This window comes from Bradyrhizobium liaoningense (assembly GCF_018130825.1).
Taxonomy (GTDB): domain Bacteria; phylum Pseudomonadota; class Alphaproteobacteria; order Rhizobiales; family Xanthobacteraceae; genus Bradyrhizobium; species Bradyrhizobium liaoningense_B.
This window is the reverse complement of the sequence record NZ_JAFCJS010000001.1, coordinates 1706063-1730885: the sequence shown is the minus strand read 5'-3', so window position 1 is coordinate 1730885 and position 24823 is coordinate 1706063. Positions and strand designations below refer to the sequence as shown.

Genomic DNA, 24823 nt, shown 5'->3' with positions numbered 1-24823 from the left:
GATGCTGAAAGACGTAGCTCAGAAGACGGTGGCGACGATCGCCACCGTCGCGGTGCTGATGGCCGCGCTTGCGGCGACCGTTCGCGCCGCGGATGACGCAACCGGCAATCCCCTGCAGGCGCAGATCGACCACGGCAAGTCGACCTATGCTTCGAAATGCTCGCACTGCCACGGCCCCAACATGATGAACTCCGGCACCATCACACCGGATTTGCGCGTCTTTCCCGATGACAAGACGCGCTTCGTCTCCACCGTGAAGAACGGCAAGAACAACAAGATGCCACCCTGGGGCGATATCCTCAGCGACGACGAGATCGGCGATCTCTGGGCCTTCGTCTCGAGCCGGAGGAAGCCATGAGGGGCCGGCAGGTGCTCGGTCTTGCCGCGTTGCTTGCGGCGCTGGCGACGCCCGCGCACGCGGCCGATCCCTTGAGCATCTGTCTCGACGAGGACCGGCCGCCGCTTTCGGTGCATCACAAGGGCAAGTCCGACGCCGGCTTCGACGTGCTGCTGGCGCAGGCAGTCGCGGAGCGGATGGGACGGCCGCTTAAGATCCAGTGGTTCGAAAGCAAACTGGACGAGGATTCGAGCCCGCAGCTGGAGGCCAATGCACTGCTCTCCGACGGGCGCTGCGCCCTGGTCGGCGGCTACGCGCTGACGACGGATTCCCTCGTCAAGCCCGGCATGAAGACGGCGCGCCTGCCGGACTTCACTGGAGCCACGCGCGACGACCGGCGCCGTCGCGTCGCACTCGGCGTGCTCGCGCCAAGCCGGCCTTACGTCTATTCGCCCATGACAGTGGTGCTCGGGCCGAAGGCGCAGGGGCGCAAGATCGCCGACATCGGCGATCTTGCCGGCCTCCGCCTTGTGATCGAGAGCGGCTCGCTCGGCGATGCCATCCTGATGACCTTCGACAAGGGACGCCTGATCGACAGCATCACGCATCTCGTCCCCGGTCGCGACGACCTCCTCGGCGCGCTCAACCGCGGCGACCATGACGCAACGCTGATCGACCTTGCCCGCCTCGACGCCTACCGCGCCGCCCATCCTGATACGGCGATCAGCGCGTCCGGCTACTACTATCCGATCGGCGCCAATCGCGGCTATGTCGGGCTCACCGGCGATCCCGCATTGATCGAGGCGGTCAACAAGGCGCTGACGGAGCTCGCCGCGGAAGGAAAGACCGCAGAGCTCGGCAAGCAGGCCGGCCTGACCTATCTGCCGCCGCGCGAGCCGGCGATCCTCGGCGATGTCTGGATGAAGATCATTCAGCGGTGAAGCTCCGTCATTCCGGGGGCGAGCCCGGAATCCATTCCTCCACAGCGCATGCGGCACGATGGATTCCGGGCCTGCGTGCGGCGCACGCATCCCGGAATGACGGAGGATGTGGCTAGCAGCGTCTCAGTTCGTATAATGCAGCATTTATTCGGCCATTTGGTGAAGTCGTGAGTCCTGCCGCCACCAACCTGCGCGACGTCCTCTCCCGCGAAATCAAAACCGCCGAGCTGATGCGCGCGTTGATCGTCGTCGGCCCGATGGTGGCGGCCTATTTCATCGCGCGCGAGACGGCACTGCTCAATCTCGCCCTGGTCGCGGTCTCGCTGCTCATTCCCGCGCTCAGGCTGCACCTGCCGCCCAAGGTGATCGCGTGGCACTATCTTGCCATCCTCGTCACCTTTTCCGCGCTCGTTCTCGCCGCTCCGATCAAGCCGCTGTTCGCGATGCTGACGGCGCTGGCCGGCTTCCTGGCGGTCGCGGTGACGCGCTATGGCGAGCACTTCCGCACGCTCGGCAATTGGGTGTTCATCCCCGCCGTCTATCTCGCCTGCGAGGTGCGGGAGGGCGTCAGTCCGTCCGAAGCGCTGCGGCATGCAGGCGTGATCATCGCCTCCTCTCCGATCGCGCTGGCGCTGGTCTGCGCCATCCAGATCTACGACCGGCGGCCACGTGGCGACGCCGCTTCAGCATCGTTCGGATTGCCTGCCGCTGAATGGTTTCTGCCCGCGCTCGCAACCGCCATGGCGGTGTTCGCATCAGCCGCGCTGGTCGAGATGCTCGACCTCGCGCAGGGACAATGGGTGATGTGGTCGGCCGCAAGCGTCGTGGTCGGCGATCTCGCCGCCTCCACCGGCAAGCTGAAGCAGCGCGCGACCGGCGCGCTGGTCGGCGTACCGCTCGGCTTCCTTACCGGAATCCTGCTGCCACAGAGCCGGGTCGGTTACGCGCTCGCGGTGCTCGCGGCCACCCTGACGCTGATCTCGTTCTCCCGCTATATCGTCGGCTTCGGCCTGCGCTGCTTCTTCATCGCGCTCGCCGCCTCCTTTGCCGGCGGCGCCAGCGGCATCGCCGAGGAGCGCATCATCAACGTGCTGATCGGCGGCACGTTCGGCCTGATTGCGGTGGCCCTGACCGAGATCGTCTGGCTACGAGTCGCGCGAAAGGTGCGATCGTCCGGGTGACGCCGGAATGGGCACTGCGCCGCCCGGCCGAATGCGCCAATCTGTCTCGCCCACCGCCCATGCCGGCGCCAGCCTGATGCAGTACCCTCGGCAAAAAACGGGGAGAGAATCATGTCCGCCAAACTCGATCGCCGCCACTTCGTCGCCGCCGGGACCGCCGCACTCGCGATGCCTTTCGTCGCGCGCAGCGCCTCGGCGCAAAGCGCCTGGCCGTCGCGACAGATCCGCATGATCTGCAGCTACCCCGCCGGCGGACAGACCGACCTGCTCGCGCGCGCCTACGGCGAGTTCATCTCCAAGCAGGTCGGCAAGACGGTCGTCGTCGAGAACAAGCCCGGTGCCTCCGGCGCGATCGGCACGGCCGAAGTCGCCCGCGTGGAGCCCGACGGCCACACCATCCTGTGCTCGATCTCGACCACCTACATCATGAACCGGGTGGTGATGAAGAATCCGGGCTACGACATGGACAAGGACCTGGCGCTCGTCAGCGTCATTCCCGGCGCCGGCCTGCTGCTGGTCGCGAACCCCAAGACGGGCGTCAAGACGCTGGAGGATTTCGTCGCCTTTGCGCGCAAGAGCGGCAAGGTGAATTTCGGCACCTACAGCGCGGGCTCGGCCCCGCACATGACGATCAACGAGCTCAACAAGCAGTACGGCCTCAACATCGAGCCGGTGCACTATCGCGGCGAGGCACCGATGTGGACGGGCATGCTGGAGGGCACGCTCGACGCCGCCATGGGCAGCTACACGGCCGCACAATCGGTCCTGCAAAGCGACCGCGGCACCGTGTTCGCGGTGCATTCGAAGAAGGTCGACGCGATCCCCAACGTCAAGACGCTGCCGGAACAGGGCGCGACCTCAAAATTCTTCACGGTGAGCGGCTTCTCGGGCTGGGCTGTGCCGAAGGCGACGCCGCAGCCGGTGGTCGACCGCCTCGCCGAGCTCTGCGTCGCCGCCAACAGCGATCCGAAGGTGAAGGAGGTTCTCGCGACCTTCGTGCTCGAACCCGCGATCGGATTCAAGGAAAGCAATGCGCTGTACCAGCGCGAGCTGCCGATCTGGATCGAGAGCGCACAGTCGCTCGGCCTCGAGCCGGCCTGAATCTGGCGCCGTCTCCGCCTGGCGCGCCGGTTGCTCCCTTCCCGGCCCGCCCTCCGACCAAAGCCTAGTGTCGGGAACGCATTTTCCCGCTATGATTGTACGCCGCCGGAAGCCTCGCAAGGGCGGTCAAAAAGGGGCCGATCGCATGACACCGGATGCAGTCGCCGTCGCCGTTATGGTCATCCTGCTCTTTCCGATGGGCTATTTCACACTGGCTTCGCCCGCCTTCCTGCTGGTGAAGCTCGATATCCAGCCCGTCGCCCAGTTGCTGCGCGGAATGTTCAATGCCCATTTCCTGGTGATGCGCGTTGCTGCCATCGTCGGAACGGTGGTTCTCCTCCTCGACGGCCGCCTGCTCGCCGCGATGGGCGTCGGCATCATCGCAGCCCTGGCGATCTGGGGACGCCCCTGGTTCATGCAACGGATGGACGACCAGCTCAGCGCGCGGGACGCCGGCGATGCCGAGGCGCCGCGTCGGTTGCGCCGGCTGCATTGGAGCGGAATGCTGGGCAATGCGGCGCTGCTCGTCGCTCTCGTGGCCGGCATTCCCTATATCGCGACGACGGCGTAAGCGCGTCGGCCACCGCGCCGGAAGTTTTCTCCGGCGTAAGCCTAATGCTCGCCCGAGCTCGCGGCGCCCTGCTGCGCCTTGTGGATCGAGGACGGCACCACGCCGAAATATTTCCGGAACACGCGGCTGAAATGCGACGAGCTGGAGAAGCCCCAGGAGAACGCGACGTCGGTGATGGTCTTGCCGGCGTGCGCCTCGAGCTCCTGGCGGCAGTTCTGCAAGCGCGCCTGCCAGATGTAGTCGCTCACCGTGGTGCCGCGCTCGGAGAACAGCATGTGCAGATAGCGCTTGGAGCAGCCGAGCTCGGCGGAGATCTGGTCGATGCACAGATCGGGATCGCGCAAGTGCTCGCGGATGAAGAACTGGGCGCGCACATACATCGCTTCGGGCCCGACCCGGTCGAACATCGTATCGGCTTCGCGCAGCGGCAGCAGCAACAGGTCGATCAGGGAATCGGCGACGCCGACCGCGCTGTTCGCCGACAGTTTTGCCGCCTCGTCGAAGGTCGCATGGACGAAATCGTGGGCGATCCGCCCCGTCCCCGTCTTCGCCGACAATTTGCACGCAGGCATCCGCTGCGATGGGAAGCCGCGATCGCGCAACAGCGCCTTCGGCACGATCACCACGTCGTGACGCGTGAAGGCGGGGCTGATGATCGAATGCGGGCAGGAGACGTCATAGGCGATGATATCGCCCGGGTTGATCTCGATGTGGCGGCCTTCCTGCTCGAAATAGGACACGCCGTAGGTCTGGAAGTGAATCTTGATGTACGGGTGTTCATTGGCCTTGGCTCGCGCCAGCGTATGCGCGATGCGATGCTGGCTGACCTCGATCTGGCAGAGCTTCAGGCGCGAGACCGTGGTGTAGTCGATGCGACCTTCGAGCGAGGACGCCTCCAGCGGATCGACGTCGAAATACCCGCACAGGCTCGTCAGCCCGTCGATCCAGCTCTGGATCTGCCGCTTCGGCGTCATTCCGGTCGTCGAAAGCGTGTGAATTGTGTCGGACATTAATCCAGCCACTGGTTTGATCCGGAGATTCGACGCGAATCGCGACCAGCGCTGCCGGAGCCCTCAGCCGTGATTGCGTGACGTTTACCTCGAATTTGAGCGGTCTTTTGCAACGAGCGCCATCGTTCCATTGCCACTCTTGAAGCTTAATCCTCCGCCTTAGTTGCACCGCCGTCAAGGGGAACCTGAGCGTAGAAGGCGGCTCAAAAGGCTTACCGAAGCCGCTGAATTCGCTACTGCAAAATCAAAATCTTCGCCTCCGTGCGCTGTCAAGCAAACCGCCTTCTCTCTTGGGCAAGTTTCCCGTTGGCGAAGTGGCTAGGGATTGCGGCAGGAACAACAAGAACGGGCCGCTCCTGCACGTGGACCCGTGGCTCTCATCAGGAGGAGGAAACACCACAGCATCGTTTCTGGTCCCCGTGACCGCCCTGCACGAGCAGACGCCGGACGAGAAGCCCGGTGATTGAGCAATGCTTCGGAAACAATAAACGAGACCAACGGAGGAAATGACTATGCGCAAGGTGCTACTGGCGACCTATCTTGGCTCCGCGGCGGTTCTCGCCGTCGGCAGCGCATCAGCCAATGATGAGCTGATCAAGATGTCGCAGAACCCGAAAGACTGGGTGATGCCGGCGGGCGACTACGCCAATACCCGCTATTCCAAGCTGAACCAGATCAACGCACAAAACGTGGGCAAGCTCCAGGTCGCCTGGACCTTCTCGACCGGCGTGCTGCGTGGCCATGAAGGCGGCCCGCTGATCATCGGCAACGTCATGTACGTGCACACGCCGTTCCCGAACAAGGTCTACGCTATTGACCTTTCAAACGAGAACAAGATCATCTGGAAATACGAGCCCAAGCAGGACCCGAACGTCATCCCGGTGATGTGCTGCGACACGGTGAATCGCGGCCTGGCCTATGGCGACGGCAAGATCATCCTGCATCAGGCCGACACCAATCTCGTCGCGCTCGATGCCAAGACAGGCCAGGTGGCCTGGAGCTCGACCAACGGCAACCCTGCGAAGGGTGAGACCGGCACCTCGGCGGCGCTCGTCGTCAAGGACAAGGTCCTGGTCGGCATCTCCGGCGGCGAGTTCGGCGTGCAGTGCCACGTCACCGCCTACGACCTCAAGTCCGGCAAGCAGGTCTGGCGCGCCTTCTCCGAAGGTCCGGATGACCAGATCAAGTTCGATCCGGCCAAGACGACGGCGCTCGGCAAGCCGGTCGGGGCCGACTCCTCGCTGAAGACCTGGCAAGGCGATCAGTGGAAGATCGGCGGCGGCTGCACCTGGGGCTGGATGTCCTACGATCCCGCTCTGAACCTCGTCTATTACGGCTCGGGCAACCCCTCGACCTGGAATCCGAAGCAGCGTCCGGGCGACAACAAATGGTCGATGACCATTTTCGCGCGCGACGCGGACACCGGCACGGCCAAGTGGGTCTATCAGATGACGCCCCACGACGAATGGGACTATGACGGCGTCAACGAAATGATCCTCTCGGATCAGCAGATCAACGGCCAGGCGCGCAAGCTCCTGACCCATTTCGACCGCAACGGTCTCGCCTACACCATGGACCGCGAGAACGGCGAACTGCTGGTCGCCGAAAAGTACGATCCGAAGGTGAACTGGACCTCCGGCGTCGACATGGACAAGAACTCGCCGACCTATGGCCGTCCGAAGGTGCTCGACGCAGCTTCGACCGACAAGGCCGGTGAAGACCACAACGTGAAGGGCATCTGCCCGGCCGCGCTCGGCACCAAGGACGAGCAGCCGGCAGCCTACTCGCCGGACACGCAGCTGTTCTACGTTCCGACCAACCACGTCTGCATGGACTACGAGCCGTTCAAGGTGAGCTACACCGCGGGCCAGCCCTATGTGGGTGCGACGCTCTCGATGTATCCGCCGCAGGGTGAAAGCCATATGGGCAATTTCATCGCCTGGGACGGCAAGACCGGCAAGATCGTCTGGTCGAACAAGGAGCAGTTCTCGGTCTGGTCGGGTGCGCTCGCAACCGCCGGCGGCGTGGTGTTCTACGGCACGCTCGAAGGCTACCTGAAGGCGGTCGACGCCAAGTCCGGCAAGGAGCTCTACAAGTTCAAGACTCCCTCCGGCATCATCGGCAACGTCACGACCTATGAGAACGGCGGCAAGCAGTATGTCGCAGTGCTCTCCGGCGTCGGTGGCTGGGCCGGCATTGGTCTGGCCGCAGGCCTGACCGATCCGACCGCCGGTCTCGGCGCAGTCGGCGGCTACGCGGCCCTCAGCAACTACACGGCGCTCGGCGGTACGCTGACCGTGTTCTCGCTGCCGGCCAACTAGGCCTCTCAGCATCGCTCCGGCGCGTGGATCGCTCCACGCGCCGGTTCGTCTCCACCGAACGCCTTCCGAGGAAAAATCTCTTGCGTAAAATCTGCTTTGTCATTGCTGCGATGATCTTCGTTGGGTCGGGAGGAATTGCGATCGCGGACGGTCCGGGCGACCCGGCCGCCGTGAAGAAAGAAGACGACGGGAAATGGCTCGATAAGGAAGGAAACCCGACCTACAAGATTTCGGCCGACGGCACCGTGGACTGGTTCACCTATTCCGGCTACCGCCGCTATCACTCCGACTGCCACGTCTGCCATGGCCCCGACGGCATGGGATCCACCTACGCACCGTCGCTGAAGGACTCCGTCAAGACCATGAGCTACGGCGACTTCCTCGGCGTGGTCGCCTCCGGCCGCAAGAACATCTCGACCGCGCAGGAAAACGTCATGCCGGCCTTCGGCGACAACCCGAACGTCGCCTGCTACATGGACGATCTCTACGTCTATCTGCGCGCGCGCTCCACCGAAGCCTGGGGCCGGCAGCGCCCGGCCAACAAGGAAGCGAAGACAGAGGCCTACACCAAGGCCGAAGACGCCTGCATGGGCAAGAAATGAACGCTACGAGGACTGCCGAGACTACTTCCTGGCGTCTGACGAGAATTTGAGGAGCTACCAATGAAGACACGTGCCGCCGTCGCTTTCGAAGCAAAGAAGCCGCTCGAGATCGTCGAAGTCGACCTGGAAGGGCCCAAGGCCGGCGAGGTCCTGGTCGAGATCAAGGCAACGGGCATCTGCCATACCGACGCCTACACGCTCGACGGCTTCGACAGCGAGGGAATCTTCCCGTCGATCCTGGGCCATGAAGGCGCCGGGATCATCCGCGAGATCGGCCCCGGCGTGACCTCGGTGAAGCCGGGTGACCACGTCATTCCGCTCTACACGCCGGAATGCCGGCAGTGCAAAAGCTGCCTGAGCCAGAAAACCAATCTCTGCACCGCGATTCGCGCGACGCAGGGCAAGGGCGTGATGCCCGACGGCACCAGCCGCTTCTCCTACAAGGGCAAGCCGATCTACCATTACATGGGCTGCTCGACCTTCTCGAACTTCACCGTGCTGCCGGAGATCGCGGTCGCCAAGATTCGCGAGGATGCGCCGTTCGACAAGAGCTGCTACATCGGCTGCGGCGTCACCACCGGTGTCGGCGCCGTCGTCAACACCGCCAAGGTCGAACCGGGCTCGAACGTCGTCGTATTCGGCCTCGGCGGCATTGGCCTCAATGTCATCCAGGGCGCCAAGATGGCCGGCGCCGACAAGATCATCGGCGTCGACATCAACGACTCCAAGGAAGATTGGGGCCGCCGGTTCGGCATGACCCACTTCGTCAACCCGAAGAAGGTCACCGGCGACATCGTCCAGCATCTGGTCGGCCTCACCGATGGCGGCGCCGACTACACCTTCGACTGCACCGGCAACACCACCGTGATGCGCCAGGCGCTGGAAGCCTGCCATCGCGGCTGGGGCACCTCGATCATCATCGGCGTCGCCGAAGCCGGCAAGGAGATCGCCACCCGCCCGTTCCAGCTCGTCACCGGGCGCAACTGGCGCGGCACGGCCTTCGGCGGTGCGCGCGGGCGTACCGACGTGCCGAAGATCGTCGACTGGTACATGAACGGAAAGATCCAGATCGATCCGATGATCACCCATGTGCTCAAGCTCGAAGAGATCAACAAGGGCTTTGACCTCATGCACGAGGGCAAATCCATCCGTTCAGTCGTCGTGTTCTAGCCTACAGACATCACACCCAGGAGGATCGACCCATGACTGTTGCACTCCATCCATCGATCGACAACGGCCTCAAGCAGGGTAGCGGCAGCTTTGCCGGCGGCACCCTCGCCTGCAAATGCAGCGACCACCAGGTCAAGGTCGGCATCAAGGGCGATGTCGCCCACAACCACGCCTGCGGCTGCACCAAGTGCTGGAAGCCGCAAGGCGCGACGTTCTCCGTCGTCGCCGTGGTGCCGCGCCAGAATGTCACCGTGCTCGAGAACGGCGACAAGCTCCAGATCGTCGACCCCTCGGCGGTGATCCAGCGCTATGCCTGCAAGGCCTGCGGCACGCACATGTACGGCCGCATCGAGAACAAGAACCATCCGTTCTACGGTCTCGACTTCATCCATCCCGAACTGTTCCAGGAGCAGGGCTCGCAGGCGCCGCAATTCGCCGCCTTCGTCTCCTCGGTGATCGAATCCGGCGTCAAGCCGGAGCAGATGGCCGGCATCCGTTCGCGGCTGAAGGAAATCGGGCTCGAGCCCTATGACTGCCTGTCGCCGGCGCTGATGGACGCGATCGCGACCCACGTGGCCAAAGCCAAGGCCGCCTGAAAGGTGGTTTGAACGGGCCGCCTGAGCCGGCGGCCCACGCTCTCGCCACGCCCGTCCGATCGCTGATTCCCCTCCTCCACTCCCAGCGAACCGGACGGGCCTGGCTCACGGACCATTGCGGCGAAGCCGCCTCCTCGCCTTCGATGGACTGGCGAGAACCATCGGCTCCCTCAGTCCTGGTCTCTGAATGACTGCGCAGTGCCGCGCGCTTCCGACTAGAGGTCCGCGGTCCCTGCGTTTCTCCCTCCCTCGACTGAGGCATCCTGCTTCGTCCGCGCAGTCTTCCTGGCGGACGAAGCCTTTTTCGCTGCAAGGCGTCGCGCGATGCATGCGGCGTGATTTCGCGCCCTGCTTTTGACAAACCACCGATGCAATCTTTTCCCGGTGAGAACACTCGGCTGTGAACGCCGGGTCGGCGCGATCTCTGCTACGCTCACGCCGTCACGATGCCGCACGAAGTTCAAAACAACGAAGAACAAAACGGGAGGTATCGAGCAAATCCAGACATCGTCATCGGCGTTCCTGCCTCCCTCCGGGATTTGCCCGCGCGGGATGACGGAGGGATGTCGCGCTACGTCGCACAAACCACCGCCGACCCACGTCGGCGGTTTGAATTTGGCATGCTTATGAAGAGCGAGGGACGATCATGATCAAGGTGAAGATCAATGGCCAGGAACAGAGCTGGGACGGCGACCCGGATCTCCCGCTACTCTGGTTCTTGCGCGACGAGGCCGGGTTGACCGGCACCAAGTTCGGCTGCGGCCAGGCCCTGTGCGGCGCCTGCACCGTCATCGTCGACAAGCAAGCCGTGCGCGCCTGCATCACGTCGGTGAACGACGTCGCCGGACGCGAGGTCACGACGATCGAGGGGCTGCACCCGACCGGCGATCACCCGGTTCAAAAGGCCTGGCGCCAGGTCAATGTTCCCCAATGCGGCTTCTGCCAGGCCGGCCAGATCATGCAGGCCGCGGCGCTTCTGATGGACAATCCAAAGCCGTCGCACGACCAGATCCGCGAGTCGATGGCCGGCAACATCTGCCGCTGCGGCTGCTACCAGCGCATCGAGAACGCGGTCCATCTCGCCTCGACGGGAGTGTGACATGAATTACATCGACAATCCCCGCAAGCTTCGCGGCTTCGAAAAGAACATCAGGGTGGAAAAAGTCTCGCGCCGCAGCATCCTGAAGGGGCTCGGCGTCACCGGCGGCTTCGTGCTTGCCGCGCCCGTGATGTCACGCCAGGCGCTCGCCTATGAGACAGGTGCCGGAAAGATGCCGCACGGCGTCGTGGTCGATCCGCGCGTGTTCGTTTCGGTCGCGCCTGACGGCATCGTCACCATCGTCGGGCATCGCTCCGAAATGGGCACCGGCGTGCGCACCAGCCTGCCGCTGATCGTGGCGGAGGAAATGGAGGCCGACTGGTCGAAGGTGAAGGTGCAGCAGGCCCATGGCGACGAGGTCAAGTTCGGCAACCAGGACACCGATGGCTCGCGCAGCACGCGGCACTATCTGATCCCGATGCGCCAGATCGGCGCTTCCGCCCGCACCATGCTGGAGCAGGCCGCGGCCAAGCGCTGGGGCGTTCCGGCGACCGAGGTCAAGGCCGTCAATCACGAGGTCGTCCACAGCGCCAGCGGACGCAAGCTCGGCTTCGGCGAGCTCGCTGCCGACGCCGCCAAGGAATCCGTGCCTGCCATCGAAGGCCTCAAGCTGAAGGACCCGAAGAACTTCCGCTATCTCGGCAAGGGCCAGGTCGGCATCGTCGATCTCCACGACATCACCACCGGAAAGGCGCAATACGGCGCCGACGTGCGTTTGCCCGGCATGAAGTACGCCGTGATCGCGCGGCCGCCGGTGACCGGCGGCAAGCTGGTCAAGTTCGAGCCGGACGAGGCGCTGAAAATTCCCGGCGTCGAGAAGGTGATGAAGGTTCAAGGTTGGCCGTGGCCCTCGAAATTCCAGCCACTCGGCGGCGTCGCCGTGATCGCGCGCAACACCGGCGCGGCGATCAAGGGCCGCGACGCGCTGAAGCTGACCTGGGACGACGGTCCCAACGGCAAGTACGAATCGGCCGCCTACCGCAAGGAGCTCGAGGAGGCCTCGCGCAAGCCCGGTCTGGTCCTGCGCCAGGAAGGCGATGCGGACGCCGCCCTGAAGGGCGCCGACAAGGTCATCGTCGGCGAGTACTACATCCCGCATCTGGCCCATGTCAGCATGGAGCCGCCGGTGGCGGTGGCCGACGTCAAGGGCGACAGGGCCGAGATCTGGGCGCCGGTGCAGAGCCCGGGCGGCACGCGCGAGGACGTCGCCAAGACGCTCGGCATTCCGGAAGCGAACGTCACCGTCAACGTGACGCTGCTTGGCGGCGGGTTCGGCCGGAAGTCGAAATGCGACTTTGCGCTCGAGGCCGCGCTGCTGTCGAAGGAGCTCGGTGCGCCGGTGAAGGTGCAGTGGACGCGCGAGGACGACATCCACAACGGCTTCCTGCACACCGTCTCGGTCGAGCGCATCGAGGCCGGTCTCGACAAGAGCGGCAAGGTGATCGCCTGGCGCCACCGTAGCGTGGCCCCCAGCATCGCCTCGACCTTTGCGGCCGGCACGGTGCATCAGGCGCCCTTCGAAATCGGCATGGGCCTCGTCGACATGCCGTTCGAGATCGCCAACATCTCTTGCGAGAATCCGGAAGCCGCGGCGCACACCCGCATCGGCTGGTTCCGCTCGGTCTCGAATATCCCGCGCGCCTTCGCGGTGCAGTCGATGGTCGGCGAGATCGCGCAGGCCACGGGCCGCGACCAGAAGGAGACGCTGCTCGCGCTGATCGGAAGTCCACGCATCGTCAAGCCGGCGGTGAAGGACCTCTGGAACTACGGCGAGCCCTTCGACAGCTACCCGATCGACACCGTGCGGCTGCGCAAGGTGGTCGAGCTGGTCGCCGAGAAGGGCGAATGGGGACGCCAGGTGCCGAAGGGCCACGGTCTCGGCATCGCCGTGCACCGCAGCTTTGTCAGCTACATCGCAACCATCGTCGAGGTGGCCGTCGATGAGAAAGGCAAGCTGACAGTGCCGCGGGTCGACACCGCGATCGACTGCGGCACCTATGTCAACCCCGAGCGCATCGCCTCGCAGATCGAGGGCGCGGCGATCATGGGCCTGAGCATCGCCAAATACGGCGAGATCACGTTTAGGGACGGCAAGGTGCAGCAGAAGAACTTCGACGACTTCCAGGTCGTCAGGATGGACGACTCTCCTGTCGTGACCAACGTCTACATCGTGCCGCCCGGCCCGGACACGCCGCCGAGCGGCGTCGGCGAGCCCGGCGTGCCGCCGTTCGCGCCGGCGCTGATCAACGCCATCTTCGCGGCGACCGGAAAGCGCATCCGGAGCCTGCCGATCGGCAAGCAATTGGAGGCGTAAGGGAACGGAACAGAGGCGGCCTCGCGCCGTTTCCATCGATCTGACAGGAGCAGATCGATGATCAACATCTCCAAGGCGCTCGCAGTCTCGCTGTCGGGCGCCTTTCTTTTGACGGCCGCGGGCGCATTCGCCCAGAGCAACACCACGCCCCCGACCACGGCCACGCGCCCCACCGCGCCGGACCAGAACTCGCTTCCCAACGCCAACGCCCCGCCGGCATCGACGACCCAGACCACCGGGCAGCACAATCCGGATCCCAAGGTTCGGGAGATGAACCAGAAGGAGAAAGACAAGGTGGACCGGCAGGGGAAGTAGTTATCTCACGCGGCGCATTGATGTGCCCTCTCCCCTTGTTGTGGGAGAGGGCAGCGACGCTGGGAGATGCGCACTTGCTTGGGTGAGGGGTCTCCATCCTCACGAATGATCTTGCGCGTGGAGAGAACCCCTCATTCGGCGCCCATAGCCGAAGCTTCGCTTCGGCGTTCTCTTAAGAACGGCGGCCGAAGGCCGCCTATGCCACCTTCTCCCACAGGAGGGGGAGAAGGAAGGACAGCAACACACAAAATGCGGCGGACGTTGCCGTCCGCCGCATTCGCCACCCCCCCTTTGTTGCTCCGCCTTCGTCGATCCGCCCGCGGAGCTATTTCTTCAGCGCGAACACCCAGACCACGCCGCCCTGCGGTACGTTGGCCTCGATGCCGATGTTGTTGGTCACCAGCGCATCCTGGATGCGCTGCGCGTCCACGCCCCATCCCGACTGGATCGCGATGTACTGGGTGCCGTCAATCTCATAGGACACCGGCATGCCCATGATGCCGGAGTTGGTTTTCTGCTCCCACAACAGCTCGCCGGTCTTGGCGTTGAAGGCACGGAAGTTGCGGTCGTTGGTGCCGCCGGCGAAGATGAGATCGCCCGCGGTTGCCGTGACCGATCCGAATAGCTGCGACTTCGGGAAGTTGTGCTGCCACACCTTCTTGCCGGTGACGGGATCCCAGGCCTGCAGCTCGCCAAAATGATCCGCGCCGGGCTTTGTCTTCAGCCCGATGTCTTCGGGCTTGGTACCGAGCCAGAGCTCACCCGGCTTGAGCGCAACCTTCTCGCCGGTGAAGCCGCCGCAGAAGTTCTCGTTGGCGGGCACGTAGACCAGCTTGGTCCTTTCGCTATAGGCCGCCGACGGCCAATCCTTGCCGCCCCACAGCGATGGGCAGAACTCGACGCGCTTGCCGATGACGGGCTTGTGCGCGGGATCGACGATCGGCTTGCCGGTTTCGGCATCGATGCCTTTCCAGACGTCGGTGGAGACGAACGGCCAGCCGGCCACGTAGTTGATCTTGGTCGGCGTGCGCTCGAGCACCCAGAAGATCGCGTCGCGTCCCGGGTGGACCAGGCTCTTGATGTTGCGGCCATCGCGTTGCAGGTCGATCAGCATCGGCGCCTCGACCTCGTCCCAGTCCCAGGAATCGTTCTGGTGATACTGGTGATAGGTCTTGATCTTGCCGTTGTTCGGATCGAGCGCGAGCACCGACGAGGTGTAGAGATTGTCGCCGGGATGAGTCTCGCCGGGCCAGGGCGCGGCATTGCCGACGCCCCAATAGATCGTCTTGGTGTCCTTGTCGTAATTGCCGGTCATCCAGGCCGAGCCGCCACCGTTCTTCCAGTCGTCGCCCTGCCAGGTGTCGTGACCGGGCTCGCCTTCGCCGGGAATAGTGTAGGTCCGCCACAGCTCCTTGCCCTCCTTGGCGTCGAAGGCGGCGACATAGCCGCGCACGCCGAATTCGCCGCCGGAGCCGCCGACGATGACCTTGCCGTCGACGATCAGCGGCATCAGGGTCATATACTGGCCCTTCTTGTAGTCCTGCACCTTGGTGTCCCACACCACCTTGCCGGTCTTGGCGTCGAGCGCGACGACGTGATCGTCGGTGGTGGCGAGATAGAGCTTGTCCTCCCACAGGCCGACGCCGCGGCTGGTCGGATGCAATTGGAACAGATCGTCGGGAAGCTGCCGCTTGTAGCGCCAGTATTCATCGCCGGTCTTCGCGTTCAGTGCGATCACCTGCCCCATCGGGGTCGCCACGAACATCACGCCGTTGTTGACGATCGGCGGCGCCTCGTGGCCCTCGACGACGCCGGTGGCAAAGGTCCAGACCGGCGTGAGATTCTTCACGTTCGAGGCGTTGATCTGGTCGAGCGGGCTGTAGCCCTGCCCGTCATAAGTGCGCCGGTAGAGCATCCAGTTGCCGGGTTCCGGATTTTCCAGCCGCTGCGCGGTGACCGGAGAATAATTCTCGATCGGGCCGGCAGTTGCGGCTGTCGCGGCAAGACAGGTGAAGGCGACGAAGCCGGACAGGTACCATTGCTTCCTGGTCATGGACGTTCCCCTTTTTCATCCGTTTGAATTCTTGATTTGAATTCTTGTTCGTCCCGTCGTCCGCCCCTCGGCGGATGCGGCCTTTCGTGACGCGGGCATACCCCGCTCCGTCCATCATCCCGGCTGCGCGCCACCTACCTTTCCGACGAAGTTGCCGGCGACGCTGAGCGAGCCGTCAGCGAGCGCGAGCGGCAGCGCTGCGAGCCGCCGCGGCGCCGGCCCGAACACGACCTGCGCGCCCGCGCGAGGATCGTATTCGGAGTTGTGGCACATGCACTTGAACACCTCCTTGTCGCCGACATCGCTCTTCACCCAGGCGGTGACGGGACAGCCGGCATGCGAGCAGATCGCCGAATAAGCGAGGATGCCTTCGACGGCGCGCTCGCGGGTCTTCTCGTCGAGCTCTGCGGGATCGAGGCGGATGATCAGGATCTCGTTGAGCCGGGACGCGCTGCGTACCACCGATGTCTTGGGATCTTTCGGCCAGGCATGCACCGGCGGCCCGCCGGCCGCGAGGTCCGCCAAGGTGACGGGCTTTCCTTCCTGATCGCCTTCGGAGAAGACGAGCAGGTCGCCCTTCTGTGGCCGTTCGTCGGAGCCGGGAGCATCCTCGCCGGCGCGCGCTTGGGTGGAACAGCCGAGGCATGCGCTGGTGGCGAGCGCACCGAGCAGCAGCGTTCGCCGCGTCTGCTCCGTGCCCGCGTCAACTTCAGGTTCCGCAGCACTCTCGGAGGGTGAAGATGTGGTGTTGAACAATGCGCGAGCCATGCCCGCTAGCAGGCGCTGGAACTCTGCCGAAAACAAGGCGAAGACTTGGCGCCGCAGTGCATCAATATGGCTTTGCTCGCGTTGATTGAATGAGAGTGAACGCGAACAAGCGTGTTTTCGCGAATTCTACATCGCGTTGCGCGAACAGCATGATGATTTTGCAGATCAGACCGATGCTGTTGGAATTGGTGCAACGCCACGACGCGATGCGGGCTGCACGTTTCTCAGGCAGGCATTTTGTATTTCAAGACCTGAGCACGTGACGCGGCGAAGCGATGCGGCCCGCGACAGTTGCCGACGCCATCTCAAAACTGTCGGCGATGCGACGCGCCTTGTCGATGAAGAGCGCGGCTGCCGGAGGCGGGCACACTTCGCGTGCGGTCTGTTCGAACAGATCGAGCCAGCGGTCGAAATGATCGCCGACCAGGCTCAGCGGCAAATGCGCCCGCATCGGCGAGCCATGATAGCGGCCGCTCATCAGCACGACCGACGACCAAAAATCCCTGAGCTTGGCGAGATGTTCGTCCCAATTCTGAACGATCGCGAACACCGGCCCCAGCAGCGCGTCCTCGCGCACGCGTCCGTAGAAGCGAGTGACGAGTTCCCCGATCATCTCCTCTGTGATCCCGGTGCGCTCGATCGCATCCTGGGTCAGCAAGTTCCGCCGCGCGGCCGCAGCTTCCCGCTCGGCCTTCAGTCGATCCGACATGTCCTTTGCTATCCGTTCCGTTGTTCCCGCGAGGTCGCCCGTCCGACATTGTCGGGTCAATCGCGCGCGGCGTCTTTGTCGCAGCGCAAATTGCGGGATCGAGCAGCGGGCGTTTCGAGCCCGGCGCCCGCACCTTGATCAGAATCGTAGGGTGGGCAAAGGCGCACTTGCGCCGTGCCCACCATCTCTCTCAAATCGCGACAATGGTGGGCACGCTTCGCTTTGCCCACCCTACGGCACTGCGGATCCTTAGCACCCGGCTCCGTGATTAAGTACCGTAGCTGTAGAAACCCTGCCCCGTCTTGCGGCCGAGATGGCCGGCATCGACCATCTCTTTCAGCAGCGGCGCTGGCCGATATTTAGGATCGTTGAAGCCTTTGTAAAAGACCTCCATCACCGACAGCATGGTGTCGAGGCCGACGAGATCGGCGAGCGCCAGCGGTCCGATCGGGTGGTTGCAGCCGAGCTTCATGCCGGCGTCGATCTCTTCCGCTGTCGCGATCCCTTCCTGGAGCGCGAAGATCGCCTCGTTGATCATCGGGCAGAGGATGCGGTTGACGGCGAAACCCGGGCTGTTCTTGGCGGTGATCGCCACCTTTCCGACGCGCTGGGCGAAATCGAGCGCCTTGGCGTGGGTGTCGTCGGAGGTCTGCAGACCGCGGATGAGCTCCAGCAGCGCCATCACCGGAACCGGGTTGAAGAAGTGCATGCCGATGAAACGGTCGGGGCGATCGGTCGCGGCGGCAAGCTTGGTGATCGAGATCGACGAGGTGTTGGTCGCAACCAGCGTGCGCGGCGACAGCGTCGCGCAGAGGTCCTTCAGGATCTTGACCTTCAGGTCCTCGTTCTCGGTCGCGGCCTCGATGACGAGGTCGCAATCGGCAAGCTTCGCCCGGTCGGTCGTGCCGGTGATCCGCTTGAGCGTCGCCTCGCGATCGGCCGCCGACATCTTCTCCTTCTTGACCAGGCGCTCGAGGCTGCCGCCAACGGTCGACAGGCCGCGGTTCACCGCCGCATCGGAAATATCGACCATCACGACCGAAAGCCCCGCCGCCGCGCAGATCTGCGCGATGCCGTTCCCCATGGTCCCTGCCCCGATGATGCCAACGCTCTGGATCATTGCCTCATATCCTTCATCCTTGTGGGCCAGCCGGCTACCGACCCGGCCCCATTGTTCCTGCATCAGGGTCTAGCACCGCCAAGGGGCGCCTGCGACCTGATCCTGCCCTTCCTTAAAGCATCCGCAGGCGGAATAAAGCCGCCCGCCCGCGGCGAAAAGGCATGATTTGGCACCTTTGTGGCCTGTTTGGCCCGGGTTTGAACGACATCCCATCTGCGATGGCCGCCGGACGGCGGCCGACCTGTGGCGCAGGTCCTCATCTCACCCGAGACGCAGCACCTTGCCTGGATTCATGATGTTGTCGGGGTCGAGCGCACGCTTGATCGTGCGCATGATGTCGAGCTCGGTCCTGGAACGATAGTGCTGCAGCTCGTCGAGCTTCTCGATGCCGATGCCGTGTTCAGCCGAGATCGAGCCGCCCATGGACGTGATGAGGTCGTTGACGGCCCGTGTGATCGCCGGGGAATACTGGCCGAGCGTCTCGCGATCCATGCCCTTCGGACCCATGAAGGAGAAGTGCACATTGCCGTCTCCGATGTGGCCGAGCGGATAAGGGCGGATCGTCGGCAGGATGTCGAGCGCGGACTTCAGGCCCTTGTCGATGAATTCGGGAATCCGGGAGATTGCGACCGACACGTCGTAGCTCAAACCGGGCCCCTCGGCGCGCGAAGCCTCGGCCACGCTCTCACGGATGCGCCACATGTTGCGCGACTGCGTTTCGGTTTGCGCGATCACCGCATCGAGCAGGCGGCCCGCCTCAAGCTGATCGGCCAGGAACTGCTCCATCCTGTCCGACATGCCAGCACCGCCGTCCTGCCGCGGGCGGGCCGACGACCATTCCAGCAGGAGATACCAATCGGTCTCGGCCTTGAGAGGATCCTGGGCGCCGGGAATATGCCGCAGCACCATGTCGATGCATGCGCGGCTCATCAGCTCGCAGGAGCCGACATTGTCGTCGGACGCGGCATGCGCCTCCGACAGGAGCTCGATCGCCGCCCTGGGATCGCGGATCGCGAGCCATGCGGTGCAGACGTCCTTCGGCGCGGGCCAGAGCTTCAGCACCGCCTTGGTGATGATGCCGAGCGTGCCTTCGGCGCCCATGAACAGATGCTTGAGATCGTAGCCGGTGTTGTCCTTCTTGAGCGCCCGCAGCCCGTCCCAGACATCGCCGTTGGCGAGAACGACCTCGAGACCCAGCACCAGATTGCGCGCATTGCCGTAGCGCAGCACCTGCACGCCGCCGGCATTGGTTGAGAGATTGCCCCCGATCATGCACGAGCCCTGTGCGCCCAGGCTGAGCGGAAAGAAGCGGTCATGGCGCGCGGCCGTGTCCTGAAGCGTCTGGAGGATGCAACCCGCTTCCACAGTCATGGTGTAGCCGACGGGATCGACATTCAGCACGTGGTTCATGCGGCCGAGCGAGAGCAGGATGCCGCGGTGCGCCGGCCACGGCGTGGCGCCGCCCATCAGGCCGGTGTTGCCGCCTTGCGGCACGATGGCAATGCCGTTGTCGTGGCAGAGCCTGACGACAGCGGAGACTTCCGCGGTGCTGGCCGGTCGCACGACCGCTGCAGCGTGCCCTGCGAGCTCGCCGCGCCAGTCGGTCACGAACGGTCGTTTGTCGTGCTCGTCCAGAATCAAGCCCTTGTCGCCCACGATGGCCCGCAAGCGGTCGAGAACGGCCGGCGTCACGGGCGCGGTCGGAATGGAGGGAGCGGTGACAAGGGCAGCACCCGGCATGTGTTCCTCTCTTTGCGGCTCTTCTGCGCAGCCTTGGGCTGCGCCGGCCTTCTTTGTTATTTTCAGGTCTTGCGTTTGCACGATGAGGCTAGCATGAAGGCCGCGCCTGGGGGAACGTCGCCGGCCATGAGGTTCGCGCGGATCCGCCAAGGTTGCCGAAGGCAGGCGCCCTTCCGCCGAGGCCCCGCTTACCCTACTGTGCCCGGTCAACCCGGATTGGAGATCATGAGCCGCTTCTGGAGTCCTGTCGTCCACACGCTTTCGCCCTACGTGCCGGGCGAGCAGCCGAAGCAGGATGGCATCGTCAAGCTCAACACCAACGAGAATCCCTATCCGCCCTCGCCGCGCGTGCTGGCGGCGATCGCGTCGGCGGCGGAGCGGCTGCGCCTCTATCCCGACCCGCATGCCACGCGCCTGCGCGAGGCGATCGCGACCTTTTGCGATGTTGCACCCGAGCAGGTCTTCGTCGGCAACGGCTCCGACGAGGTTCTGGCCCACACCTTCCAGGCGCTCCTGAAGCACGATACGCCGCTTCTGTTCCCTGATGTCACCTACAGCTTCTACCCGGTCTATTGCGGCCTCTATGGCATAGCGTACGAGGAAGTGCCGCTCGATGCCGCGATGAGGATCGAGACCGCCGACTACAGGCGGCCGTCGAGCGCCATCCTGCTCTGCAATCCCAACGCGCCCACCGGCATCGCCCTTCCGCGCGCGGCGATCGCCGCACTGCTCACGGAAGATCCGGACCGGCTGGTGGTAGTGGACGAGGCCTATGTCGATTTCGGCGCCGAGAGCGCCGTGCCGCTGGTCGCGCGCCACGACAATCTGCTCGTCATCCAGACCTTCTCGAAATCGCGCGCGCTCGCAGGCCTCAGGGTCGGCTTTGCCATCGGCCAGCGGCCGCTGATCGAGGCGCTGGAGCGGGTCAAGGACAGCTTCAACTCCTATCCCGTGGACTGCCTCGCCATCGCCGGCGCCGTCGCCGCGATCGAGGACGAGGCATGGTTTCTCGAAGCCCGCGCTCGTATCATCAAGAGCCGCGACGTGCTGACGCGCGATCTCGGGCAACTCGGCTTCGAGGTATTGCCCTCGCTTGCGAACTTCGTGTTCGCGCGTCATCGCAGCCGGAGCGGTGCCGATCTCGCGGCCGCACTCCGCCAGCGCGGCGTGCTGGTCCGGCATTTCAAGAAGCCGCGCATCGAGGACTTCCTGCGCATCACGGTCGGAACGGAGGAGCAATGTGGCCGGCTGATTGAGGTGCTGCGCGAGTTGTTCTAATTCAGCGAATGCGGCGGCCGCCGCTTGAACACAATGGCATTTGCAGGGACCAGTCCGTGACGCGCCTTTGCCGCCTTGACATCGACGCCCCGGAGGCATGCGCCCGAACATCGAAGTTCAAGCGCGAATGAACGATTTCGCGCGATCCATCGTCGCCGCCTTCGCGCTGATCGGCGATGCCGACGCCGAGCTGCTCGGCATCGTCGCATTGTCGGTCCGCGTCAGCCTGACCGCCAGCCTCGTCGCGCTGCTGATCGGCGCACCGTTTGGCGCCCTGCTCGCGATCACCCGTTTCCGCGGACGGCAAGTCATCATCGTGCTGACCAATGCGTTGCTCGGCCTCCCGCCGGTCGTGGTCGGGCTCGCGCTCTATCTCTTGCTGTCGCGGTCCGGCCCGCTCGGGGCGGCGGGGCTGCTGTTCACGCCCACCGCCATGGTGATCGCGCAGACGCTGCTCGCGACGCCGATCGTGGTGGCGCTGGTGCACCGGCCGGCGAGCCTGCTCTGGGCGGAGTATGGCGATCTGGCGCGCATCGACGGCCTGTCCGCCTTCCGCAGCATGGCGCTCCTGCTCGCGCTGGGACGGACCTCGCTGCTGACGGCCTTTCTTGCCGCCTTCGGGCGCGCTATCGCCGAGGTCGGCGCCATCATCATCGTCGGCGGCAATATCCGCGGCTTCACGCGGACCATGACGACCGCGATCGCGCTGGAGACCAGCAAGGGCGATCTGCCGCTGGCGCTGGGGCTCGGGCTGATCCTGCTCGCGCTCAGCGTGGCGGTGTCGACCGTCGCCTTTTTGCTAGTTGGCCGCGTTGGGGAAAAATAGCTGCTCGCCGCCGACTTTGTAGCCGGCAATCGCCTGCTGTCCCTTCGGGGACACCAGCCAGTCGATGAAGGCCTGCCCATCCTGCGCCTTCACGTTCGGATGCTTGGCCGGATTGACCAGCATGACGCCATACTGGTTGAAGAGCCGCTTGTCGCCCTCAGTGAGAACAGTGAGCTCGCCGCGATTCCCAAACGACAGCCAGGTGCCACGATCCGACAGCAGATAGGCGTTCGAGGACGAGGCCATGTTCAGCGCGGGACCCATGCCCTGACCGATCTCGCGGTACCAGCTGTCCTTGCCGGCACTGAGGTCGACGCCCGCCTCCTTCCACAATCTCAGCTCAGCCGCGTGCGTGCCGGACTTGTCGCCGCGCGAGATGAACGCCGCCTTTGCCGCCGCGATCTTGCGCAGCGCATCGGTGACGTCCTTGCTGCCGGCGATCTGCGCCGGATCGCTCTTCGGGCCGATGATGACGAAGTCGTTGTACATCACGTCGAAGCGCTTCACGCCCTGCCCTTCCGACATGAACTTGTCTTCGGCGGGCCTGTCATGGACGAACACCACATCGGCGTCACCTCGCCGCCCGATGTCGAGCGCCTGTCCGGTGCCGACGGCAACGACCTTTACGTTGATGCCCTCGGCCTTCGAGAACAGCGGCAGCAGATGGCCGAACAATCCCGATTGCTCCGTCGACGTCGTCGAGGCCACGGTGATGGTGCGATCCTGCGCGAACGCGATGGTGGACCAGAGCAGAAGCGCTCCGATGGCGACTACCCTTTTCATGCCTCGTCCTCACACCAGATGCCCGGGAGTTCCAAGCTACCTTGAGAGAGCACCACGGGGAACCCCGACATTCGGCGCAACTCACATTGCTGCGACGCGCCACGCCCGAGTTTGGAACGCCCCTCCACGCACAGGTTGTCTCGGCAATGCAGCCTCGTCACGCCGCGGATTCGAATCGAGACGCTCACCGGCGACGCGCGCATGTTCTGCAATTGGTCCCACCTACATTGACATCGGTGTGACGGCCGGGGCAGTTTTTCACATTGCTGACGAATCAGCGATTGCCTCACGCAGAGTATCTCTTGGACAACTCCCAGTGCTTTCGAGACTGATATCGTTGCTGCGCCGCATTCCTGCGGTGAATTGGGCGTTGACCCGGCTTCGGCCTTCGCCGCATGAGGCCGGCATCGACGCCGCTCAGATCACCGCGGACAGCTCGCCGGCCCTCATCGTCGATGCCGCAGAAACCGCGCCGGCTCCGAGCATCAGCACCAGCGTCGATCCACTGCCCGGCGACGCAGGCATCGCGGTCGCCGCGGACGAAGCCGCGATCTCTGTCGTCGCGGAGAGCCCGTCGGCAGCGCCGATCGATGCGAGCGTCATCGACGATTCATTCCGGGAGACGCCGACAGAAGCCGAGCCGGTCGTCGTGGCGGAAACTGCAATCTCGCCGGTCGACGTCGGGCCCGAGCCAGCCGATATTCCCGAGCCCATCATCGACAACGATCCGCCCGCGCAAGATCCGGCAGACGTTGCGCCCAGCGAGGCCGAGCAGGCCGCGGTCGCATCTGTCGAGACCGGAAGTGAATCGGCCGACGCCGAGCCCATTGCTATCAGCAGCGGTCCATCTCCCGAGCTTCCGTCCGGCATCGAGCCGGTCGTCGCGGAGGAGACCGAGGTCGTGTCTGTCGACGTCGCGATCGCGACGGTTGACGCCCTCGTCGTCAACGACGATCACGCCTCCGGCATTCCCGCTGATGTCGAGCCCGCCGTCGCAGACGCGCTCTGCGTCGCGCTTGCCGGCAGCGAAGTCCCGGTGGAGGATGTCGCCGAGAGCGGCATCGACAGCGCGCCGACCTCCAGCGTCGCGATCGAGATCGAGCCGGCCCTCGCGAACGATCCTGCGCCCGTCGTCGCAGACACCACTGAAAGTTCCTCGGACGACACGCCCGGCGTCGTCACCGACATCGCGCCGGCGCAGGACTTGGCGCCTCCTGCACCGGAGGCCCGCAGCACACCGAAGGTTCGCGCCAAGCCCGCGGAACCGGCCGATCGCGCCGCCCTGATCCGACAGCGCTGGGCCGAGACCGGCATCAGAATGTGGAATCCGCGGCTTCACGGCACCGGCGATGCCACGTTGAACATCCAAGGCAGCATCGAGCTGCTGCCGCCCGCGCCCGGCGAGACCATGCCGCGCTACGACAAGCTGGAATTCAGGATGCTCGGCGGGCAGATCGTGTGCGAGGGCGTCATCATCGAGGCGCCCGCGCAGGCGGGCCATCGCAGCTTCACCCGCCTCGCCGAGCCGCGAGTTCCGGACCGGGTCCGCGAACCCGTGCGGGAACGGCAAGCCGCCCTCGCCTGACCCTTTTCCCTGCGGGGATGCTCGCCATATGCTAGGCTGACGCCCCGGACATGGGAGATCGCATGCGCACGACATCGTTGCGATTGATCGTCATCGCCGCCCTCTGCATCTCGCAAGGAGCATTGGCCGCGCCGAGCAAGCGGCCACGCCATGTGCCGCCAACGACGCATGCCGCCGATGCCGCAGCGCGCTACAAAGCCGACCGACTCTCGTCCTCGCGTGGCGAGACGATCCTCAACACGCCCGGCCAGACCACCGTGCTGACGCGGGAGGTCCTCGACGACATGAAAGCGACGAGCCTGCGCGACGCCATGCGCTCGACCGCCGGCGTGACGATCGGGCGATAGGCTCCCGCTCCGCTTTCATCAAACCCGCCGATATTCCCGCAAGGCCCACGAATTTT

23 protein-coding genes are annotated in these 24823 nt (G+C 64.6%); 16 read left to right on the top strand and 7 right to left on the bottom strand.

The window, feature by feature from the left end; all coding sequences use genetic code 11:
- Position 1: 1 nt before the first annotated feature.
- From JQ603_RS08405 to JQ603_RS08385, 5 genes are all read left to right on the top strand, one after another.
- Positions 2–358: a c-type cytochrome gene (locus JQ603_RS08405; protein WP_212338270.1), complete on the top strand. Its 357-nt coding sequence runs from the start codon at positions 2–4 to the stop codon at positions 356–358.
- Positions 355–1278 carry a substrate-binding periplasmic protein gene (locus JQ603_RS08400; protein WP_212338009.1) on the top strand — a complete coding sequence of 308 codons (924 nt, stop codon included), beginning with the start codon at positions 355–357 and terminating at the stop codon, positions 1276–1278. The genes JQ603_RS08405 and JQ603_RS08400 overlap by 4 nt, the downstream gene beginning before the upstream one ends.
- Positions 1279–1445: 167 nt before the next feature.
- Positions 1446–2459 (top strand): FUSC family protein, encoded by a 1014-nt coding sequence (locus JQ603_RS08395; RefSeq protein ID WP_212338007.1) that lies wholly within the window; start codon positions 1446–1448, stop codon positions 2457–2459.
- Between the two features lie 111 nt (positions 2460–2570).
- Positions 2571–3560 (top strand): Bug family tripartite tricarboxylate transporter substrate binding protein, encoded by a 990-nt coding sequence (locus JQ603_RS08390; protein ID WP_212338006.1) that lies wholly within the window; start codon positions 2571–2573, stop codon positions 3558–3560.
- 145 nt (positions 3561–3705) lie between these two features.
- Positions 3706–4131: a hypothetical protein gene (locus tag JQ603_RS08385; protein ID WP_212338005.1), complete on the top strand. Its 426-nt coding sequence runs from the start codon at positions 3706–3708 to the stop codon at positions 4129–4131.
- A gap of 41 nt (positions 4132–4172) precedes the next feature.
- Here JQ603_RS08385 and JQ603_RS08380 read toward each other — a convergent pair whose 3' ends face one another.
- Entirely contained in the window at positions 4173–5141 is a 969-nt protein-coding gene (locus JQ603_RS08380; protein ID WP_212338004.1) for a helix-turn-helix domain-containing protein, read from the bottom strand.
- A gap of 512 nt (positions 5142–5653) precedes the next feature.
- On the opposite strand from JQ603_RS08380, the gene xoxF5 reads away from it, so the two are divergent.
- The 7 genes from xoxF5 (at position 5654) to JQ603_RS08345 (ending at position 13558) form a co-directional block, all read left to right on the top strand.
- Positions 5654–7462 carry a lanthanide-dependent methanol dehydrogenase XoxF5 gene (xoxF5, locus tag JQ603_RS08375; RefSeq protein ID WP_212338002.1) on the top strand — a complete coding sequence of 603 codons (1809 nt, stop codon included), beginning with the start codon at positions 5654–5656 and terminating at the stop codon, positions 7460–7462.
- A gap of 110 nt (positions 7463–7572) precedes the next feature.
- Positions 7573–8064, top strand: coding sequence for a c-type cytochrome, methanol metabolism-related (locus JQ603_RS08370; protein ID WP_212338269.1), 492 nt, complete (start codon positions 7573–7575; stop codon positions 8062–8064).
- 60 nt (positions 8065–8124) lie between these two features.
- A complete protein-coding gene (locus JQ603_RS08365; RefSeq protein ID WP_212338000.1) occupies positions 8125–9234 on the top strand; it encodes an S-(hydroxymethyl)glutathione dehydrogenase/class III alcohol dehydrogenase in 1110 nt (369 codons plus the stop codon).
- A gap of 32 nt (positions 9235–9266) precedes the next feature.
- Complete coding sequence (gfa, locus tag JQ603_RS08360) at positions 9267–9830, top strand: S-(hydroxymethyl)glutathione synthase (protein WP_212337999.1); 564 nt, start codon at positions 9267–9269, stop codon at positions 9828–9830.
- A gap of 646 nt (positions 9831–10476) precedes the next feature.
- Entirely contained in the window at positions 10477–10929 is a 453-nt protein-coding gene (locus JQ603_RS08355) for a (2Fe-2S)-binding protein (RefSeq protein WP_211405832.1), read from the top strand.
- Position 10930: 1 nt separating this feature from the next.
- Positions 10931–13243 (top strand): xanthine dehydrogenase family protein molybdopterin-binding subunit, encoded by a 2313-nt coding sequence (locus JQ603_RS08350; RefSeq protein WP_212337998.1) that lies wholly within the window; start codon positions 10931–10933, stop codon positions 13241–13243.
- A 57-nt stretch (positions 13244–13300) separates the two neighbouring features.
- Positions 13301–13558 (top strand): hypothetical protein, encoded by a 258-nt coding sequence (locus JQ603_RS08345; protein WP_212337996.1) that lies wholly within the window; start codon positions 13301–13303, stop codon positions 13556–13558.
- A 325-nt stretch (positions 13559–13883) separates the two neighbouring features.
- Here JQ603_RS08345 and JQ603_RS08340 read toward each other — a convergent pair whose 3' ends face one another.
- From JQ603_RS08340 to JQ603_RS08320, 5 genes are all read right to left on the bottom strand, one after another.
- Complete coding sequence (locus JQ603_RS08340; protein WP_212337994.1) at positions 13884–15611, bottom strand: methanol/ethanol family PQQ-dependent dehydrogenase; 1728 nt, start codon at positions 15609–15611, stop codon at positions 13884–13886.
- Positions 15612–15725: 114 nt separating this feature from the next.
- Positions 15726–16379 carry a ubiquinol-cytochrome c reductase iron-sulfur subunit gene (locus JQ603_RS08335; RefSeq protein WP_212337992.1) on the bottom strand — a complete coding sequence of 218 codons (654 nt, stop codon included), beginning with the start codon at positions 16377–16379 and terminating at the stop codon, positions 15726–15728.
- A 244-nt stretch (positions 16380–16623) separates the two neighbouring features.
- Complete coding sequence (locus JQ603_RS08330; RefSeq protein WP_212337990.1) at positions 16624–17088, bottom strand: group III truncated hemoglobin; 465 nt, start codon at positions 17086–17088, stop codon at positions 16624–16626.
- 268 nt (positions 17089–17356) lie between these two features.
- The gene (locus JQ603_RS08325) at positions 17357–18208 is read right to left on the bottom strand and encodes a 3-hydroxybutyryl-CoA dehydrogenase (RefSeq protein WP_212337988.1); all 852 of its coding nucleotides are present in this window, start codon (positions 18206–18208) and stop codon (positions 17357–17359) included.
- A 261-nt stretch (positions 18209–18469) separates the two neighbouring features.
- Complete coding sequence (locus JQ603_RS08320; RefSeq protein WP_212337986.1) at positions 18470–19948, bottom strand: FAD-binding oxidoreductase; 1479 nt, start codon at positions 19946–19948, stop codon at positions 18470–18472.
- A 225-nt stretch (positions 19949–20173) separates the two neighbouring features.
- Here JQ603_RS08320 and hisC point away from each other — a divergent pair, with 225 nt between their 5' ends.
- Together hisC and JQ603_RS08310 are read left to right on the top strand one after the other, a co-directional pair.
- Positions 20174–21226 (top strand): histidinol-phosphate transaminase, encoded by a 1053-nt coding sequence (gene hisC / locus JQ603_RS08315; protein ID WP_212337984.1) that lies wholly within the window; start codon positions 20174–20176, stop codon positions 21224–21226.
- A 127-nt stretch (positions 21227–21353) separates the two neighbouring features.
- Positions 21354–22052: an ABC transporter permease gene (locus JQ603_RS08310; protein ID WP_212337982.1), complete on the top strand. Its 699-nt coding sequence runs from the start codon at positions 21354–21356 to the stop codon at positions 22050–22052.
- Here JQ603_RS08310 and JQ603_RS08305 read toward each other — a convergent pair.
- Positions 22026–22835: an extracellular solute-binding protein gene (locus JQ603_RS08305; protein ID WP_212337980.1), complete on the bottom strand. Its 810-nt coding sequence runs from the start codon at positions 22833–22835 to the stop codon at positions 22026–22028. The genes JQ603_RS08310 and JQ603_RS08305 overlap by 27 nt on opposite strands.
- Positions 22836–23205: 370 nt before the next feature.
- Here JQ603_RS08305 and JQ603_RS08300 point away from each other — a divergent pair, with 370 nt between their 5' ends.
- A complete protein-coding gene (locus JQ603_RS08300) occupies positions 23206–24420 on the top strand; it encodes a hypothetical protein (protein WP_245003420.1) in 1215 nt (404 codons plus the stop codon).
- Between the two features lie 62 nt (positions 24421–24482).
- Positions 24483–24767, top strand: a complete 285-nt coding sequence (locus JQ603_RS08295) for a TonB-dependent receptor plug domain-containing protein (RefSeq protein WP_245003419.1) — start codon at positions 24483–24485, stop codon at positions 24765–24767.
- The last annotated feature ends 56 nt before the right edge of the window (positions 24768–24823 follow it).

Bases quoted from the DNA above. Each gene is read 5' to 3' on its own strand.
- JQ603_RS08305 (WP_212337980.1), bottom strand. From the start codon at position 22,835: ATGAAAAGGGTAGTCGCCATCGGAGCGCTTCTGCTCTGGTCCACCATC.
- hisC (WP_212337984.1), top strand. From the start codon at position 20,174: ATGAGCCGCTTCTGGAGTCCTGTCGTCCACACGCTTTCGCCCTACGTG.
- JQ603_RS08335 (WP_212337992.1), bottom strand. From the start codon at position 16,379: ATGGCTCGCGCATTGTTCAACACCACATCTTCACCCTCCGAGAGTGCT.
- JQ603_RS08310 (WP_212337982.1), top strand. From the start codon at position 21,354: ATGAACGATTTCGCGCGATCCATCGTCGCCGCCTTCGCGCTGATCGGC.
- JQ603_RS08380 (WP_212338004.1), bottom strand. From the start codon at position 5,141: ATGTCCGACACAATTCACACGCTTTCGACGACCGGAATGACGCCGAAG.
- JQ603_RS08405 (WP_212338270.1), top strand. From the start codon at position 2: ATGCTGAAAGACGTAGCTCAGAAGACGGTGGCGACGATCGCCACCGTC.
- JQ603_RS08345 (WP_212337996.1), top strand. From the start codon at position 13,301: ATGATCAACATCTCCAAGGCGCTCGCAGTCTCGCTGTCGGGCGCCTTT.
- JQ603_RS08390 (WP_212338006.1), top strand. From the start codon at position 2,571: ATGTCCGCCAAACTCGATCGCCGCCACTTCGTCGCCGCCGGGACCGCC.
- JQ603_RS08385 (WP_212338005.1), top strand. From the start codon at position 3,706: ATGACACCGGATGCAGTCGCCGTCGCCGTTATGGTCATCCTGCTCTTT.
- xoxF5 (WP_212338002.1), top strand. From the start codon at position 5,654: ATGCGCAAGGTGCTACTGGCGACCTATCTTGGCTCCGCGGCGGTTCTC.
- JQ603_RS08295 (WP_245003419.1), top strand. From the start codon at position 24,483: ATGCGCACGACATCGTTGCGATTGATCGTCATCGCCGCCCTCTGCATC.
- JQ603_RS08400 (WP_212338009.1), top strand. From the start codon at position 355: ATGAGGGGCCGGCAGGTGCTCGGTCTTGCCGCGTTGCTTGCGGCGCTG.
- JQ603_RS08320 (WP_212337986.1), bottom strand. From the start codon at position 19,948: ATGCCGGGTGCTGCCCTTGTCACCGCTCCCTCCATTCCGACCGCGCCC.
- JQ603_RS08330 (WP_212337990.1), bottom strand. From the start codon at position 17,088: ATGTCGGATCGACTGAAGGCCGAGCGGGAAGCTGCGGCCGCGCGGCGG.
- JQ603_RS08325 (WP_212337988.1), bottom strand. From the start codon at position 18,208: ATGATCCAGAGCGTTGGCATCATCGGGGCAGGGACCATGGGGAACGGC.
- JQ603_RS08355 (WP_211405832.1), top strand. From the start codon at position 10,477: ATGATCAAGGTGAAGATCAATGGCCAGGAACAGAGCTGGGACGGCGAC.
- gfa (WP_212337999.1), top strand. From the start codon at position 9,267: ATGACTGTTGCACTCCATCCATCGATCGACAACGGCCTCAAGCAGGGT.
- JQ603_RS08350 (WP_212337998.1), top strand. From the start codon at position 10,931: ATGAATTACATCGACAATCCCCGCAAGCTTCGCGGCTTCGAAAAGAAC.
- JQ603_RS08370 (WP_212338269.1), top strand. From the start codon at position 7,573: ATGATCTTCGTTGGGTCGGGAGGAATTGCGATCGCGGACGGTCCGGGC.
- JQ603_RS08340 (WP_212337994.1), bottom strand. From the start codon at position 15,611: ATGACCAGGAAGCAATGGTACCTGTCCGGCTTCGTCGCCTTCACCTGT.
- JQ603_RS08365 (WP_212338000.1), top strand. From the start codon at position 8,125: ATGAAGACACGTGCCGCCGTCGCTTTCGAAGCAAAGAAGCCGCTCGAG.